We start from the raw sequence: 14,507 nt of genomic DNA, 5'->3' as shown, positions 1-14,507 counted from the left end.
TACGGGGTCAAGGATAAGTGGCACCCCGGGGGCGACGGCCAGTGGATTACTCCCGACGGCGTTCGGGGTGTCGTTCCTTCTGCCGGGTCAATTGTTGAACATAGAACTACTTGGTATTCTGGTCGTATGGAGACCACCTCGTCGCGGCCCGCCGTGTCGCGTATGCCCGTCGTCTATCTCGGTCACGGCGCGCCGCCGCTCGCGGACGACGCGTTGTGGACCGGCCAGCTGGCCGCGTGGTCCGCCGACCTGCCCCGGCCCACGGCCGTGCTGATGGTGTCCGCGCACTGGGAGGACGCCCCGATCGCGCTGGGGGCCACCCGCACCGTCCCGCTCGTGTACGACTTCGGCGGCTTCCCCGAGCACTACTACCGGGTCGCCTACCCCGCCCCCGGCGCGCCCCGGCTGGCGGAGCGGGTGCGGGCGCTGCTCGGGCCGGACGTGCGCGACGCGCCCGAGCGCGGCCTCGACCACGGCGCCTACGTGCCCCTGGTGGAGATGTATCCCGACGCCGACGTACCCGTCCTGCAGATGTCGCTGCCCACGCTCGACCCCGTGGAGCTGTTCCGGGTCGGGCGCCGGCTCGCCGACCTGCGCGACGAGGGGGTGCTGATCGTCGGCAGCGGCTTCTTCACGCACAACCTGCGCGGCCTGGATCCCCGGGCCGAGGCGCCGGTGCCGGGGTGGTCGGCCGAGTTCGACCACTGGGGCGACGAGGCGTTTCGCGCGGGCGACCTGGACGCGCTGCTCGACTTCGCGCACAAGGCGCCGGCCGCGCGCCTGGCCCACCCGCGCACCGAGCACCTGGCCCCGCTGTTCGTCTCGCTCGGCGCCGGACACGAGGACCTGGACACGCTGCGCCAGGTGATCGACGGCTTCTGGTTCGGGCTGTCGAAACGATCGATCCAGCTGGGCTGAGCCGGGAGGGGCGGCCCGAGGGTGATGGTCGTACGGCTCGCCAACACCATAAAGAGGCCCTTGTCGTAAATAACCGAAAGCGCGCCACGGCGCGCCACCGGAGCCGTACCGTAGCGGCATGGCTGCCAGAACCCTGCCGCAGAGCTGCGTGGGCGTCGGCTGCATGCTCGTGCGCGAGCACCTGAACGCCGAACAACACTTCTGGGACGCGAGGTTCTTCCCGTCCGGGGGAGTGCGCGAGGACAGCGGGTTGCTGGTCGCGCTGTTGATGGCCTCGGCGCTGCACCGCGTCGCGCGCGGCATGGGCATGTCGGACGGCGATCCCGACGCGGTGATGCGCGTCCCCGTGGTGCCCACACACGCCCTGCTGCGCACCGATCGCGATGCGATCGAGGCCGCCCGGAGCTTCACCAACCCGGCCGAGCTCGACGAGTTCCACACCCGCCTGACCCGACTGAGTCCCGGCCGCGACGCGGTCTGGCCCTCGGTCCGCTGGACCGCCGAGGACCTGCTGCTCGTCTACGCGCACGCCGCCGCCACCCACCGCGTCCTGCCCACCCTCGACCCCACCAGCGCGCTCGCCGACATCGACCCGGGCCTGACGGTGGCGGGCCTGTGGGAGGAGTGAGGGAGAGTCCGCCCCCGCCGAGGAATTGCGTGTCCATCTTCGACGTATGAACCGAGGAGAGAAGGCATGACCGAGACCGAGCACGGTGACCCCACTCTCTACCGCACACCGGAGGACGCGATCGCCGCGCCCCCGGAGAAACTCGCCTACATCGTCGGCTTCGACCGCACCGAGCAGCGCCCCGACGCGTTGTTCACCGTCGATACCGACCCGGAGTCCCCCTCGTACGGGCGGGTGTTGAGTCTGGTCGAGGTGAGCGGCACCGGGGACGAACTGCACCACTTCGGCTGGAACGCCTGCTCCAGCGCCCTCGCGCACGCCTGCCACGAGCATCCCGAACGGCGCTACCTGCTCGCGCCCGGACTGCGTTCCTCGCGCCTGCACGTGTTCGACACCCGGCCCGATCCGACCCGTCCGACCCTCCTGAAGACCATCGAGGCCAAGGAACTCGCCGACCGGGCGGGCTATTCGCGCCCGCACACGCTGCACTGCGGTCCCGACGGCGTCTTCCTGTCCTGCCTGGGCGGTGCGGGCGGAGCCGACGGGCCCGGTGGTGTCGCCCTGCTCGATCACGACACGTTCGAGGTGCGGCGGGCCTGGGAGAGCGACCGCGGCCCCCAACACCTGGCGTACGACGTGTGGTGGCACCTGAACCACGACGTCGCGGTGACCAGCGAGTGGGGCACCCCCTCGATGATCGAGAACGGCGTCGACGCCGAACTGCTGCTCGGCCGGCGCTACGGCCACGCGCTGCACTTTTGGGAACTGCACTCCGGCCGGCACCTCCAGCGGCTGGACCTGGGCGATCGACACCAGATGGTGCTGGAGCTGCGTCCGGCCCACGATCCGCGGGCGACCTGGGGATTCGTCGGCGTCGTGGTGGACGTGACGGACCTGTCGGCGTCGGTGTGGTTGTGGCACCGCGACGGCGACGAGTTCGCCGTCCGAAAGGTGATCACGATCCCCGCCGAGGCCGCCGAGCCGGATCGACTCCCGCCGGTGATCCGGCCGTTCGGTGCCGTGCCGCCGCTGATCACCGACATCAACCTGTCGGTCGACGACCGCTGGTTGTACATATCGGCCTGGGGGACCGGTGAGTTGATCCAGTACGACGTCGCCGACCCGTTCCGCCCCCGGCGCACCGCGTCCGTCCGGCTGGGCGGCATCGCCGGTCGGGTGCCGCACCCCCGGGCGCCCGAGGTCCCGCTCACCGGCGGGCCGCAGATGGTCGAGATCAGCCGGGACGGACGGCGGGTCTATCTGACCAACTCGCTGTACGGCTCGTGGGACGACCAGTTCTACCCGGACGGTGTCGAGCCGTGGCTGGTCAAGCTCGACGCGGACACCGCGCACGGCGGCCTGTCGGTCGACGAGCGCTTCTTCCCGCACGGTGAGGAGTTCCGCGGCCGACGGGTGCACCAGACCCGGCTCCAGGGCGGCGACGCCTCGTCCGACTCCTACTGCCACCCCTCGGATCCCCGGCCCTGAACCCGCGTCCCGCCCACCCGGCGCGGGTGGGCGGGCGCCGTTCGTCGTGACGGCCGCCGCCCGCCCGCGCACGGTCGCCTCACCGCGCCGGGAACGCCGCCAAGTGCTCCAGCAGCAGACCGGTCAGGGCCTTCGCGCCGTTCTCCGGGACCCAGTGGTCCACGTCCCGGAGCACCTCGAAGCGGTACGGGCCGGTGACCGAGTCGACGGTGGCCTCCGCCGCGGTGCGGCCGAAGGCCTCGTCCCGGTCGCTCCAGACGTACAGGGTCGGGGTGTCGATGTCGCCGATGTCGCGCAGGACCTTCGGGTCGATCGCCCGGTACCAGTTCAACGCGCCCGTGAGCGCGCCCGGTTCGCGCAGCACCGCGAGGTGGCGTTCGGCGATCTCGGCGGGCAGGGAGGCGAACAACGCGCGCAGATAGGCCGCGTCGTCGGCGAGCAGCTTCTCCTCGGCCGCGCCGCGCGTGCGGAAAAGCCGGATGTACGAGGACTGTTCGCGCTGTCCGGAGGTCTCGTCCCGGACCGCCGCGGCCAGCGCGACCGGATGCGGCGTGGAGACCACCGTCAGCGTGTGCAACCGCTCCGGCGCCAGCCCCGCGACCTGCCACGCCAGCGCGCCACCCCAGTCGTGCCCGACCAGGTCCACCCGGTCCAGGCCCAGGGTGTCCAGTACGGCGAGCACGTCGCCGACCAACTCGTCGCGCCCGTAGGCCGATTCCTGCGGCGGCCGGGCCCCCGGCGAGTAGCCGCGCTGGTCGAAGGCGATCGCCCGGTGGCCGGCCCGGGCCAGGCCGAGCAGTTGCGCGGTCCAGGAGGCGGAGGTCTGCGGGAAGCCGTGCAGGAACAACACCGGCCGCCCGGCCGCCGGTCCGGCCACGCGGGCGTTGAAGACCCAGCCGCCGGCCGTGATCTCGGCCGCCTCCACGAACGGTTGCGGGGAGTCCGCGCCGACTGATCTGCCCGCCGAGGTGTTCATCCGACCTCCGGATCGATGTGTCGCGCCGTGCCGGTCTTCCGATCGGCAGCATAGGCGTCTCGGTACGCGAGATTCGCATCCCACGCACGTCCCGCGCCAGTCCCCCCTCGGCCACATCCGGGCCCGGCCCGCGACATGCTCGCGTTCGCGCGATTCTCATCGCACCTTAAGAAACGCCTCATCCTGCTCCCAGGCCGCCCCGACACCGTCCGACCATGAGCCTGACGACACCCACGCGCACCCGGATCGTGGACGTGGTGGTGCCCGTGTACAACGAGGCGCACGTGCTGACCGCGAGCATCCGGCGCCTGCACGCCTACCTCCTGCGCGGCTTCCCGTACGCCTTCCGGATCATCGTCGCGGACAACGCCAGCACCGACCGCACCCACGCGGTGGCGCGCGAGTTGGCGCGCGAACTCCCGCACGTCCGCGCCGTCCACCTGGACCGCAAGGGACGCGGCCGAGCGCTGCGCAAGGTCTGGACCGAGTCCGACGCCGACGTGGTGGCCTACATGGACGTCGATCTGTCCACCGACCTGGACGCGTTCCTGCCGCTGATCGCGCCGTTGGTCACCGGGCACAGCGATCTGGCGATCGGCACCCGCCTCGCCCGCTCGGCCGACGTGGTGCGCGGGCCGCGCCGGGAGGTGGTCTCGCGGTCGTACAACCTGCTGCTGCGCGGGGTGTTCGCGGCGCGCTTCTCCGACGCCCAGTGCGGCTTCAAGGCCGCGCGCACCGTGGTCGCCCACGCGCTGCTGCCGCACGTGCACGACGAGGAGTGGTTCTTCGACACCGAACTCCTGCTGCTGGCCGAGCGCAACGGGCTGCGGATCCACGAGGTCCCGGTGGACTGGGTCGACGATCCGGACAGCCGGGTCGACGTGTTGCACACCGCGATCGACGATCTGCGCGGCATGGCCCGCGTCGCCCGGCGGATCGCGGCCGGCACGTTTCGCGTCCCGGTCCCGGCCCGGGTGCGCGAGGCGCGGCTGCCCACCGGGATGCGCGCCCAACTCCCGCGCTTCGCGACGATCGGCGTACTCAGCACGCTGGCCCATCTGTTGCTGTACGTCCTGCTTCGGGACGGCCTGAACGCGCTCGCCGCGAACGCCCTCGCGCTGACCGTCACCACGATCGCCAACACGGCGGCCAATCGGCGCTTCACCTTCGGGGTACGCGGGCGCGCCGGTGCCTGGCGCCATCAGGCCCAGGGCGGCCTGGCGTTCGTCGTCGGCCTGGGTCTGAGCAGCGCCGTGCTGGCCGGATTGCACGCCGCCGTCGCGGATCCGTCCCGAACGCTCGAGTCGGCCGCGCTGGTCGGCGCCGGAGTGGTCGCCACCGTCGTGCGCTTCCTGCTGCTGCGGGTCTGGGTCTTCCGCACCCGCCACCCGTCGGCCGCACCCGCCTCGGATCCACCCCCCGGCCCGGCCGCGGCCGGCGCGACAGGCCCGAACGCGTCGACGGCCTCGGTGATTTCCATCACGTCGGCCGGCGCGGCCAAGAGCACGTCTCGTGAGGAGGACGCATGACCGCCGTGGTGGTTCCGCTGCCGATCCCCGCTCCCGGAGTCGGGGGCACGGTCGATCGACCCTGGTACGTCCGCCTGGTGCGCGGACGAGAGGCGGACGCGCCGTGGGTGCGCCCCGCGCTGCTCGCACTGCTCGTCGGCACCGGCCTGCTCTACATCTGGGGCCTGGGCGCCTCCGGGTGGGCCAACTCGTTCTACGCGGCGGCCGTTCAGGCGGGCACCGAGAGCTGGAAGGCGTTCTTCTTCGGCTCCTCCGACGCGGGCAACTCGATCACCGTCGACAAGACGCCGGCGGCGCTGTGGGTGATGGGCCTGTCCGCCCGGATCTTCGGCGTCAACGCGTGGAGCATCCTGATCCCGCAGGCGCTGGAGGGTGTGGCCACGGTCGGTGTGCTGTATCTCGCGATCCGGCGCCGATTCCCGGCCTGGGCCGGCCTGTTGGGCGGGGCCGTGCTGGCGCTCACACCGGTCGCGGCGCTGATGTTCCGGTTCAACAACCCGGACGCGCTGCTGGTCCTGCTGCTCACCGTCGCCGCCTACGCGGTCCTGCGGGCGCAAGAGAGCGGCGCCACCCGCTGGTTGGTGCTGGCCGGGGCCGGCGTGGGGTTCGGGTTCCTGGCCAAGATGCTCCAGGCGTTCCTGGTCGTGCCCGTGCTCGCGGCGGTGTACCTGGTGCTGGCGCCGGTGGGCTTTTGGCGACGGGTGCGACAACTGCTCTGGTCGGGGCTGGCGTTGCTGGTCGCGGGTGGGTGGTGGATCGCGATCGTGGAACTGTGGCCGGAATCCTCGCGCCCCTACATCGGCGGCTCCCAGCACAACTCGATCCTCGAACTGACCCTGGGCTACAACGGACTCGGTCGGCTCAACGGCGACGAGACCGGCAGCGTGGGTGGCGGCGGGCCTCGGGGCGGCGGCTGGGGCGCCACCGGCTGGGACCGCATGTTCAACCCCGAAATGGGCGGCCAGATCTCGTGGTTGTTGCCCGCCGCGCTGATCCTGCTGGTGGTGGGCCTGTGGTCGACCCGTCGGGCGCCGCGCACCGACCCCGGCCGGGCGGCGATCGTGTTGTGGGGCGGGTGGCTGCTGGGCACCGCGCTGACGTTCAGCTATATGGCGGGCATCTTCCACGCCTACTACACGATCGCCCTCGCGCCGGCGATCGCGGCGCTGGTCGCGATGGGCGCCGCGTTGTTGTGGGAGCGGCGCCGGGTGTTGCGGGCGGCGGCGGTCGCGGCGCTCACCGTGGCGGTGAGCGCGTGGTGGTCGTACCACCTGCTGGACCGTACGCCGGACTGGCATCCGTGGTTGCGGCACGCCGTGCTGATCGGCGGAGTCGTCGGCGCGCTGGGTGTGTTCGCCGTCACGCTCACCGCGGTGCGCGGGCTGGCGCCGGTGGCGGCCGGGGTGTCCGCGGTGGCGCTGCTGGCCGGGCCGGCGGCCTACACCTGGGCCACCGCGACCACGGCACAGCGCGGGTCGATCCCGAGCGCGGGTCCGGCGGGGGCGGGCTTCGGGCGCGGCTTCCCGGGCGGCCCCGGAGGTCCCGGGGGCGACGGTGGGCCGCGGGGCTTCCCGGGCGTGCCGCCCGGACAGGCGCCGGGTCAGGCGCCCGGTCGGGTGCCGGGCGGCCAGGCGCCCGGCGGGCAACCCGGCGCGGGTGCGCAGGTGTTCCCGGGCGCTCCCGACGGCACCGGCCGTACCCGGGGGCAACGCCCGGGCGACGGCACCGCCCCGCAGGACGGAGGGGGCACGGCGCGCCGACCCGCCGGCGGCGCGGGCGGTGGCGGCATGGGCGGCCTGCTCAACGGCAGCACGCCGGGCAAGGAGGTCGTCGCGGCGCTGAAGCGGGATGCCGGCCGCTACACCTGGGTGGCCGCCTCCGTCGGCTCGAACAGCGCCTCCGGCTATCAACTGGCCACCGGCGAGCCGGTGATGCCCATCGGCGGCTTCAACGGCAGCGACCCGTCACCGACCTTGGACGAATTCCGCAAGCTGGTGCGAAACGGCCGGATCCACTACTTCATCGGCGGCGGCTTCGGCGGGATGCGCAGCATGGGCGGCAGCAACACCGCGCAGGAGATCGCGACCTGGGTCGAGCGCACGTTCACCGCGACCACCGTCGACGGGGTCACCCTCTACGACCTGACCGCGCCGGAGGGGAACGTTCCCGACGAATCGTCACCAACCGCCTGACGGGTTGTCAATCGACCTGCCGCGTGCGGCAAACGGCGGGCCCGGATGATCCGTAGGATCCCTCCCCGTGACGATCAAGATGCGAAAGGTCGGGGCCGGGTTGATCGGCCTGCTGACGACCTTGGCTGTCGTGGGCGGTTCCGCGCCGTCCGCGATGGCCGACGAGACGAATTCGACCGCGCCGCCACCGAAGGTCGAGTTGATCCTCGACGTGAGCGGCTCGATGAAGGCCAACGACGCCGGCGGGATGACCCGCATCGACGCGGCGAAGAAGGCCTTCAACGAGGTCGTGGACGGCGTCCCGGAACCCGCCGACTTCGGCGTCCGGGTGCTGGGTGCGACGTACCCGGGCAACGACAAGGCCAAGGGATGCGTCGACACCCAGCAGTTGGCCCCGGTCGGCAGACCCAACAAGGTCGTGATCAAGAACGAGATCGCCAAGTTGCAGCCGACCGGCTGGACGCCGATCGCGCTGTCCCTGCGCGAGGCCGCCAAGGACCTCGGCACCGGCACCGGTACCCGGCGCATCGTGCTGATCACCGACGGCGAGGAGACCTGCGCGCCGCCCGACCCGTGCGACGTGGCCCGCGAGTTGGCCGCCTCCGGCCTCAACCTCGTGGTGGACACCCTCGGTCTGGTGCCCGACGAGAACACCCGCCGGCAGCTGTCCTGCATCGCCGAGGCCACCGGTGGTACGTACACCTCGGTGCTGAACGCCGACGAGCTGTCGCAGAAGGTCCAGCAGATCGTCAAGCGCGCGGTGCGCGAGGTGGACGAGACGCCCGCTCCGGTCAAGGGCAGCCCGAACGGTTGCCAGGACGCCCCGTTGCTCGCGCCCGGGGTGTACAGCGACCGCGAGGAGTTCGGCCAACACCTGTGGTACAAGGTCCCGGTCAAGCCGAACCAGGAGTTGCGGGCCACCGCGACCGTCGGCGCCGACCGCAAGGTGGCGCGGGACTACGACGTGACGGTCACCGCGTTCGGCGAGGACGGCCGCGAGTTGGTCGGCAACGCCGGTGCGGGCAACGGCCGTACGGATGTGCAGTCCGCCGGGTTCCGCTACCCGTACAAGACGGACAACGACCACGCGAAGACGAAGACGGTCTGCCTGGTCGTCACCAACGCGTTCGCCGCGCAGCCGAACGTGGCCACCAAGCCCGGTCTGCCGCTGGAGTTGACGGTGGACCTGGTCAAGGCCACCGACAGCAAGGCGGCCAACGTGCACGGCCTGGGCCGCGGTTGGGTGTTCCTGGGCGTGCTCGCCGGATTCGGCCTGATCTCGGGCCTGTTGGCCGGCTGGCTGCGCCGCGCGTTCAAGGCTCTCGGGAAGGCGATGTCATGACGGCGATCCGTACGATGAGGCGGGCGCTCGCGGCGGTCGCCGCGGCGTTCGTCGGGGTGACGCTGTTCGCGGGCGCGGCGGCGGCCGACCAGGACGTGCCGCCGGGGACCACGTTCCTGGCCGCGGGCACGCTCAAGCTCGGCCAGGACGCGCGCTGGTCGGCGTCCCAGGGCGAATACCTGTACTGGCAGTTCCCGGCCAAGGCGGGCAAGGAGATCCACGCCAAGGTCGACCTCGACCTGGCGTCCGGCAACGCCCGCACCGGTCCGGTGACCTACCGGATCGAGATCTACGACGGCCTGCGTCGGCGCCAGCCGTGTGTCGAGGGCAAGCAGGTCGCCACCGCGCAGAAGAGCGACACCAAGCTCGCGCTCACGTGCGTTCCGCGCGTGGTGCGGGACTGGGCCGAGCCGTGGTCGACCGACCCGCTGCCGGGGATGTACTTCGTCCGGATCGCCGCGATGGACGTACCCGACCTGGACGCGGGCGCCGCGGTCAAGGTGGCGGTGCGGGTGGACACCGAGGACGGCGACGACCAGGTGCCGACCTCGGACCGCAAGCTGGCCGATCCGCTGGTGCCGATCAGCAAGGCGGGCGCGGTGCTCAAGAGCGGGCAGACCGCGGACACCCGGTCGGTCGCGTGGGACCAGGAAGAGGACCACTGGTACCAGTGGGACTGGATGGACGGTCCGAACGCGCGGTGGTTCTGGACCGCGATGGCGACCTTCGTCGCGGTCGTGTTCGGGATCCTGGGCTACCAGCTCACCCGGAAGAAGCGGCACTGGTTCAGCTGATCCGGCCGATCCCGGTGATCCCGGCCGCGTCACCGCGTGGCGAACCGCCCCGGCGCACCCCGCGCCGGGGCGGTTCGCCATGATTCGACAGTCGTGCCGACACCGAATCCGAGCCGGACCCCGATCCGACGACGCAGGGAGCCATCATGATCATCGAACACGCGGACATCACCGTCACCGCCGGCCGCGAGGCCGAATTCGAGGCCGCGTTCCTGCGCGGGCGCGAGGTGGTCGCGAAGTCGGCCGGCTTCCGCTGGGCCCGGCTGGTGCGCCAGGTCGAGTCGCCCACCTCGTACCTGCTGCTGATCGGCTGGGAGACGCTGGAGGCGCACACGGTCGGCTTCCGCGAGTCGGAGCTGTTCCCGCAGTGGCGCGGCATCGTCGGCGAGTTCTTCGCGGTGCCGCCGACGATCGTGCACTACGAGAGCGACCTGACGCCGGCCGACGAGGGCTGAGCCGGGCAGCCGGTCGCCCGGTCCGTCCCCGAGACCCCTGTCCCCGTGCGTCGGGGCGGGGGTCCCGGTGTGTTTCGGCTGGCTCAGCCCGGCGGCGTGTCCCGGGTGCCCGGCAGGTGGATCGTGGCGATCGTGCCCGGGCCGTCGGCGGCCGGCTCCAGGGTCACCGTGCCGCCGCCGTCGGCCACCGTTCGGGCGACGATGGACAGGCCCAGGCCGGACCCGGGCAGGCCGCGGGCGGCGGGCGCGCGCCAGAAACGTTCGAACACGTACGGGGCGTCGGCGGCGGCGACGCCCGGGCCGTGGTCGCGCACGGTGAGGCGGCCGTCCGCGAGCCGGACCGTCACGACCCCCTCCGGGCCGCCGAACTTGAGCGCGTTGTCCAGCAGATTGACCACCGCCCGCTCCAGCGCGGCCGGCTCGCCGCGCACGTACCACGGGCTGACGTCCACCTCGATCCGCGCGTCGGGCGCCCGCAACCGGGCCCGCTCCGCCGCGCGTTCGACCGCGGTGTGCAGCGCGGCGGCCTCGGCCGGCGGCTGGCCGGCCACGTGATCCGGGCGGGCCAGCAGCAGCAGATCGCCGACCAGGTCGGAGAGTTCGACCAGTTGCGCCTTCACGTTGTGCAGCAGGCGTTCCTTGTCGGCGGGCGGGATCGAACGGCCGGTCTGTTCGCTGCGCAGCAGCAGGTCGGTGTTGGTCCGCAACGAGGTGAGCGGAGTGCGCAGTTCGTGCCCCGCGTCGGCGATCAGCCGCTGCTGGCGCAGCCGGGACGCCTTGAGCGAGGCCGTCATCGCGTTGAACGAGCGCCCCAGGCGGGCGATCTCGTCCTTGCCCGCGACCGGGATCACCGTGTCCAGGTCCTCGGTGCGGGCCACGTGTTCGGCCGCCTCGGTGAGCCGGTCCACCGGCTTGAGCGCCGCCCGGGCGACCAGCAGGCCCAGTGTGGCCGCGCCCAGGATGCCGATCGCGCTCACCGCGACGAGCCACGTGGCCAGGCTGTCCAGCGAACTCTCGATCTCGTCGAGCGGCCGGGACACGGACACCGCGGTGTCCCGGCTGACGTGCTGCGTCATCACCCGCACGTGCTGCCCGCTCTTGGTGGTGGCGTCGTGGAAGACGACCTTCTTCGTGCCCGACGTGTCCGCCGCCACCGCCTTGTCGTCCTCGGTCACCGGGACCGGACTGACCGGCACCGCGCTGCTGCCCTGCTGGGTGCAGGACCAGCCGTCGCCGCGCACCACCTGATACGTCAACAGGCCGCGCTGGAACGGCGGCGCGGGACGCAGACAGATGTCCGCGATGGTCGTCGCCTGGCCGCCGCGCGGGTTCAGGAACGGTGTCCCGGTGGTGGCCAGGGTCCGGTCCATCTGCTCGCGCAGCTGATTGCGGGTCAGCACCCAGCAGGTGACCGCCGCCGCCGCGACCGCGAGGGCGACGGCGAGCGCGGTGAGCAGCGCCAGGCGGGCGCGCAGCGGCAGGTGACGGTTCATCAGGACGGCGCCTCCGCGGTGCGCAGGACGTAGCCGACGCCGCGAACGGTGTGCACGAGCCGGGGCAGGCCGCCGGCCTCGGTCTTGCGCCGCAGGTACATCACGTACACGTCGAGCGAATTGGACGCGGGTTCGAAGTCGAACCCCCATACGTTGTGCAGGATCTGCTCCCGGGTCAGCACCTGGCGCGGGTGGGTGAGCAACAGTTCGAGCAGGGTGTATTCGGTGCGGGTCAGGTCGATCGCCCGGCCGGCGCGGGTGACCTCGCGCGAGGCGGTGTCCATCCGCAGGTCGGCGTAGGCGAGCGCGTCGTCCCGGGCCTCCTCGCGCGCCCCGGCCATCGCGCTGCGGCGCAGCAGCGCGCGTACCCGGGCCAGCAGTTCGTCCAGCTCGAACGGCTTGACCAGGTAGTCGTCCGCGCCCGCGTCGAGCCCGGTGACCCGGTCGCCGACCGCGTCGCGCGCGGTGAGCATCAGTACCGGGAGCGTGTCGCCCCGGGCGCGCAGCCGGCGGCACGCGGTCAGCCCGTCCATGCGGGGCATCAACACGTCGAGCAGCACCAGGTCCGGCGCGTCGCCCGCGATCGCGGTGAGCGCGGCCACCCCCTCGTCGGCGAGGGTGACCCGGTATCCCTCGAAGCGCAGGCTGGATTCGAGGGCCTCGCGGACGGCGGGTTCGTCGTCCACGACGAGAATGTGCGGCGGCGTTCCGGTGTCGGCGGCGGGCGTCATGGCGGGCGTCATGGCGGGCGACTCCTTCATTCGGCGGCGGATCCCGGGGGATCCGGTTACTCCGGGTCGCCCCACGGTCGCACGCGGACACCCTCCGTGTGGACTCGGTACAAAGCGTGTCGTGCCAATGTGCGCGCTCGACATGAAAGGAACATGAACGCGACGCGGTTCGATCGAAGCAGCCCCTCGCGTGTGAGGATCATGGAATCGCGGCGGGCCCTCGCCCGCGCCGATCGAGGTGACGTCCTCGGTCGGCCGAACGGGGGGCCGACGACACACGCGGGTGCCGCGACCGGCAACATACGCGGCACCGGGCGCGCGGTCCGGGCCACCCCCGAGTCCCCGCGCCGACCGCCCCGAACCCGGAGGTAAACCGTGGAGCCCGAGCCGGTACGCACGAGCCTGGACGACGAGCCCGGCCACCCGCACCCGACCGACGATCCGGTCCGGATGACCCTGGACGACGGCATCGCGACCATCACCCTCGACTCGCCCGCCAACCGCAACGCGCTGTCCGCCCGCCTGGTCGCCCGACTGCGCCACCACCTCGCCGAGGCGGGCGTGGACGAGCGGGTCCGGGCGGTGGTGCTCACCCACACCGGGCCGACGTTCTGTTCGGGCATGGACCTGCGCGAGGCGGCGGCGGGCGGGATGGCCCAGGGCGCGGAGCAACTGCTCGCGCTGCTGCGCCTGGTGGTCGAGGTGCCGGTCCCGGTGGTCGCACACCTGCGCGGCAACGCGCGCGCCGGGGGAATCGGCCTGGTCGGCGCGGCGGACCTGGCGATCGCGCCGGCGCAGGCCACCTTCGCGTTTACCGAGGCGCGGCTCGGGCTCAGCCCGGCGGTGATCTCGCTGACCACCGCGCCGCGGATGGATCCGCGGTCGGTGTCGCGGTACTACCTCACCGGCGACGTGTTCGACGGCGCCGAGGCGGAGCGGATCGGCCTGCTCACCCGCGCGGTGGACGGCCCCGAGGGCGCGGACGAGGCGGTGGCGGCGCTGGTCGCGTCGTTCCGGCTGTGCTCGCGGCAGGGGCTGATCGAGTCGAAGAAGTTGACGATCGGCGCGCTCCAGGCCGGTTTCGACCGGGACGGGCGGGAGTTGGCCCGGCGCTCGGCCGAACTGTTCGCCTCGGCCGACGCGACGGAGGGGATGGCGGCGTTTCGGGAGAAGCGGGAGCCGAAGTGGGTGAGCGAGGGGAAAGCGGGACGGTGACGGACCCTGCGCGACGCGCAACCATGTACGGCCGATCGGGAGTTGCCGCGACGTGACCGGCGAACTCTTCCCGGTGCCCCGGGAGCGGGTCGAACTCGCTCCCGGGGCCTGGCACGTGCCGAACTGGCTTTCGCTGGACGAGCAGCGGGAGTTGGTGGTCGCGGCTCGCTCCTGGGCCGCGCCGCCGGCCGGCATGCGGCACGTGGTGATGCCCTCCGGCGGGGTGATGAGCGTGCGCACCGTGTGCCTCGGGCTGCACTGGGAGCCGTACCACTACAGCGAGTTCCTACCGGACGGCACACCGGTCAAGCCGTTCCCGGCACTGCTCGGCGCGCTGGCCCGGCGGGCGGTGGCCGACGTGTATGGGTCGGTCCCGCCGGACCCGTACGACATCGGCCTGGTCAACCACTACGACGCCGGGGCGACGATGGGCCTGCATCGCGACGCGGACGAGGCGTCCCCGGCCCCGGTGGTGTCGCTGAGCATCGGCGACAGGTGCGTGTTCCGCTTCGGCAACACCGAGACCCGCACCCGCCCATGGACGGACGTGGACCTCCACGGCGGCGACCTGATCGCCTTCGGCGGCCCGTCCCGACTCGCCTACCACGGAGTACCAAGAATCCGCCCGACCACAGGCAACCCGGCAACGGGCCTGGCGGGCGGCCGCCTGAACATCACGATCCGAGCCTCGGGCCGACGGCCGAGCCGGTAGCGGGCGGGGTGGACGGTCGGGCGGTGGGGTTGGG

Annotated in this window: 13 protein-coding genes; 10 read left to right on the top strand and 3 right to left on the bottom strand. The window is 72.4% G+C overall.

What is annotated here, in order from left to right:
• Positions 1–126 precede the first annotated feature (126 nt).
• The 3 genes from EMA17_RS49855 (at position 127) to EMA17_RS49845 (ending at position 3,034) form a co-directional block, all read left to right on the top strand.
• Positions 127–918 carry a dioxygenase family protein gene (locus EMA17_RS49855; RefSeq protein WP_126643842.1) on the top strand — a complete coding sequence of 264 codons (792 nt, stop codon included), beginning with the start codon at positions 127–129 and terminating at the stop codon, positions 916–918.
• 118 nt (positions 919–1,036) lie between these two features.
• Complete coding sequence (locus EMA17_RS49850; protein ID WP_126643841.1) at positions 1,037–1,546, top strand: hypothetical protein; 510 nt, start codon at positions 1,037–1,039, stop codon at positions 1,544–1,546.
• Positions 1,547–1,612: 66 nt separating this feature from the next.
• Positions 1,613–3,034: a selenium-binding protein SBP56-related protein gene (locus tag EMA17_RS49845; RefSeq protein ID WP_126643840.1), complete on the top strand. Its 1,422-nt coding sequence runs from the start codon at positions 1,613–1,615 to the stop codon at positions 3,032–3,034.
• 79 nt (positions 3,035–3,113) lie between these two features.
• Here EMA17_RS49845 and EMA17_RS49840 read toward each other — a convergent pair whose 3' ends face one another.
• On the bottom strand, positions 3,114–4,010 hold the full coding sequence (locus tag EMA17_RS49840; RefSeq protein ID WP_126643839.1) for an alpha/beta fold hydrolase: 897 nt from the start codon (positions 4,008–4,010) through the stop codon (positions 3,114–3,116).
• 215 nt (positions 4,011–4,225) lie between these two features.
• On the opposite strand from EMA17_RS49840, the gene EMA17_RS49835 reads away from it, so the two are divergent.
• The 5 genes from EMA17_RS49835 (at position 4,226) to EMA17_RS49815 (ending at position 10,322) form a co-directional block, all read left to right on the top strand.
• A complete protein-coding gene (locus EMA17_RS49835; RefSeq protein ID WP_126643838.1) occupies positions 4,226–5,539 on the top strand; it encodes a bifunctional glycosyltransferase family 2/GtrA family protein in 1,314 nt (437 codons plus the stop codon).
• Positions 5,536–7,731 (top strand): ArnT family glycosyltransferase, encoded by a 2,196-nt coding sequence (locus tag EMA17_RS49830; protein WP_170222385.1) that lies wholly within the window; start codon positions 5,536–5,538, stop codon positions 7,729–7,731. Before EMA17_RS49835 ends, EMA17_RS49830 begins: the two co-directional genes overlap by 4 nt.
• 67 nt (positions 7,732–7,798) lie before the next feature.
• Positions 7,799–9,073, top strand: a complete 1,275-nt coding sequence (locus EMA17_RS49825; RefSeq protein WP_246127436.1) for a VWA domain-containing protein — start codon at positions 7,799–7,801, stop codon at positions 9,071–9,073.
• The gene (locus EMA17_RS49820) at positions 9,070–9,867 is read left to right on the top strand and encodes a peptidase (protein WP_126643837.1); all 798 of its coding nucleotides are present in this window, start codon (positions 9,070–9,072) and stop codon (positions 9,865–9,867) included. Before EMA17_RS49825 ends, EMA17_RS49820 begins: the two co-directional genes overlap by 4 nt.
• A gap of 146 nt (positions 9,868–10,013) precedes the next feature.
• Positions 10,014–10,322, top strand: a complete 309-nt coding sequence (locus EMA17_RS49815; protein ID WP_126643836.1) for an antibiotic biosynthesis monooxygenase family protein — start codon at positions 10,014–10,016, stop codon at positions 10,320–10,322.
• An 83-nt stretch (positions 10,323–10,405) separates the two neighbouring features.
• Here the strand turns inward: EMA17_RS49815 and EMA17_RS49810 are convergent, their stop codons facing one another.
• Together EMA17_RS49810 and EMA17_RS49805 are read right to left on the bottom strand one after the other, a co-directional pair.
• Positions 10,406–11,815 carry a sensor histidine kinase gene (locus EMA17_RS49810; RefSeq protein ID WP_126643835.1) on the bottom strand — a complete coding sequence of 470 codons (1,410 nt, stop codon included), beginning with the start codon at positions 11,813–11,815 and terminating at the stop codon, positions 10,406–10,408.
• Positions 11,815–12,546, bottom strand: coding sequence for a response regulator transcription factor (locus tag EMA17_RS49805; RefSeq protein WP_126643865.1), 732 nt, complete (start codon positions 12,544–12,546; stop codon positions 11,815–11,817). Before EMA17_RS49805 ends, EMA17_RS49810 begins: the two co-directional genes overlap by 1 nt.
• Before the next feature lie 375 nt (positions 12,547–12,921).
• On the opposite strand from EMA17_RS49805, the gene EMA17_RS49800 reads away from it, so the two are divergent.
• Both EMA17_RS49800 and EMA17_RS49795 read left to right on the top strand, forming a co-directional pair.
• On the top strand, positions 12,922–13,761 hold the full coding sequence (locus tag EMA17_RS49800; protein ID WP_246127434.1) for an enoyl-CoA hydratase family protein: 840 nt from the start codon (positions 12,922–12,924) through the stop codon (positions 13,759–13,761).
• A 52-nt stretch (positions 13,762–13,813) separates the two neighbouring features.
• Positions 13,814–14,473 (top strand): alpha-ketoglutarate-dependent dioxygenase AlkB family protein, encoded by a 660-nt coding sequence (locus EMA17_RS49795; RefSeq protein WP_126643834.1) that lies wholly within the window; start codon positions 13,814–13,816, stop codon positions 14,471–14,473.
• The last annotated feature ends 34 nt before the right edge of the window (positions 14,474–14,507 follow it).

The sequence above is a fragment of the Embleya hyalina genome, from assembly GCF_003967355.1.
GTDB lineage: Bacteria > Actinomycetota > Actinomycetes > Streptomycetales > Streptomycetaceae > Embleya > Embleya hyalina.
The sequence above is the reverse complement of the archived record's forward strand: the minus strand, read 5'-3'. Positions and strand labels throughout refer to the sequence as shown.

Excerpts from the sequence above, each read along its gene's own strand:
- EMA17_RS49855 (WP_126643842.1), top strand. The coding sequence starts at position 127 with ATGGAGACCACCTCGTCGCGGCCCGCCGTGTCGCGTATGCCCGTCGTC.
- EMA17_RS49850 (WP_126643841.1), top strand. The coding sequence starts at position 1,037 with ATGGCTGCCAGAACCCTGCCGCAGAGCTGCGTGGGCGTCGGCTGCATG.
- EMA17_RS49845 (WP_126643840.1), top strand. The coding sequence starts at position 1,613 with ATGACCGAGACCGAGCACGGTGACCCCACTCTCTACCGCACACCGGAG.
- EMA17_RS49840 (WP_126643839.1), bottom strand. The coding sequence starts at position 4,010 with ATGAACACCTCGGCGGGCAGATCAGTCGGCGCGGACTCCCCGCAACCG.
- EMA17_RS49835 (WP_126643838.1), top strand. The coding sequence starts at position 4,226 with ATGAGCCTGACGACACCCACGCGCACCCGGATCGTGGACGTGGTGGTG.
- EMA17_RS49830 (WP_170222385.1), top strand. The coding sequence starts at position 5,536 with ATGACCGCCGTGGTGGTTCCGCTGCCGATCCCCGCTCCCGGAGTCGGG.
- EMA17_RS49820 (WP_126643837.1), top strand. The coding sequence starts at position 9,070 with ATGACGGCGATCCGTACGATGAGGCGGGCGCTCGCGGCGGTCGCCGCG.
- EMA17_RS49815 (WP_126643836.1), top strand. The coding sequence starts at position 10,014 with ATGATCATCGAACACGCGGACATCACCGTCACCGCCGGCCGCGAGGCC.
- EMA17_RS49810 (WP_126643835.1), bottom strand. The coding sequence starts at position 11,815 with ATGAACCGTCACCTGCCGCTGCGCGCCCGCCTGGCGCTGCTCACCGCG.
- EMA17_RS49805 (WP_126643865.1), bottom strand. The coding sequence starts at position 12,546 with ATGACGCCCGCCGCCGACACCGGAACGCCGCCGCACATTCTCGTCGTG.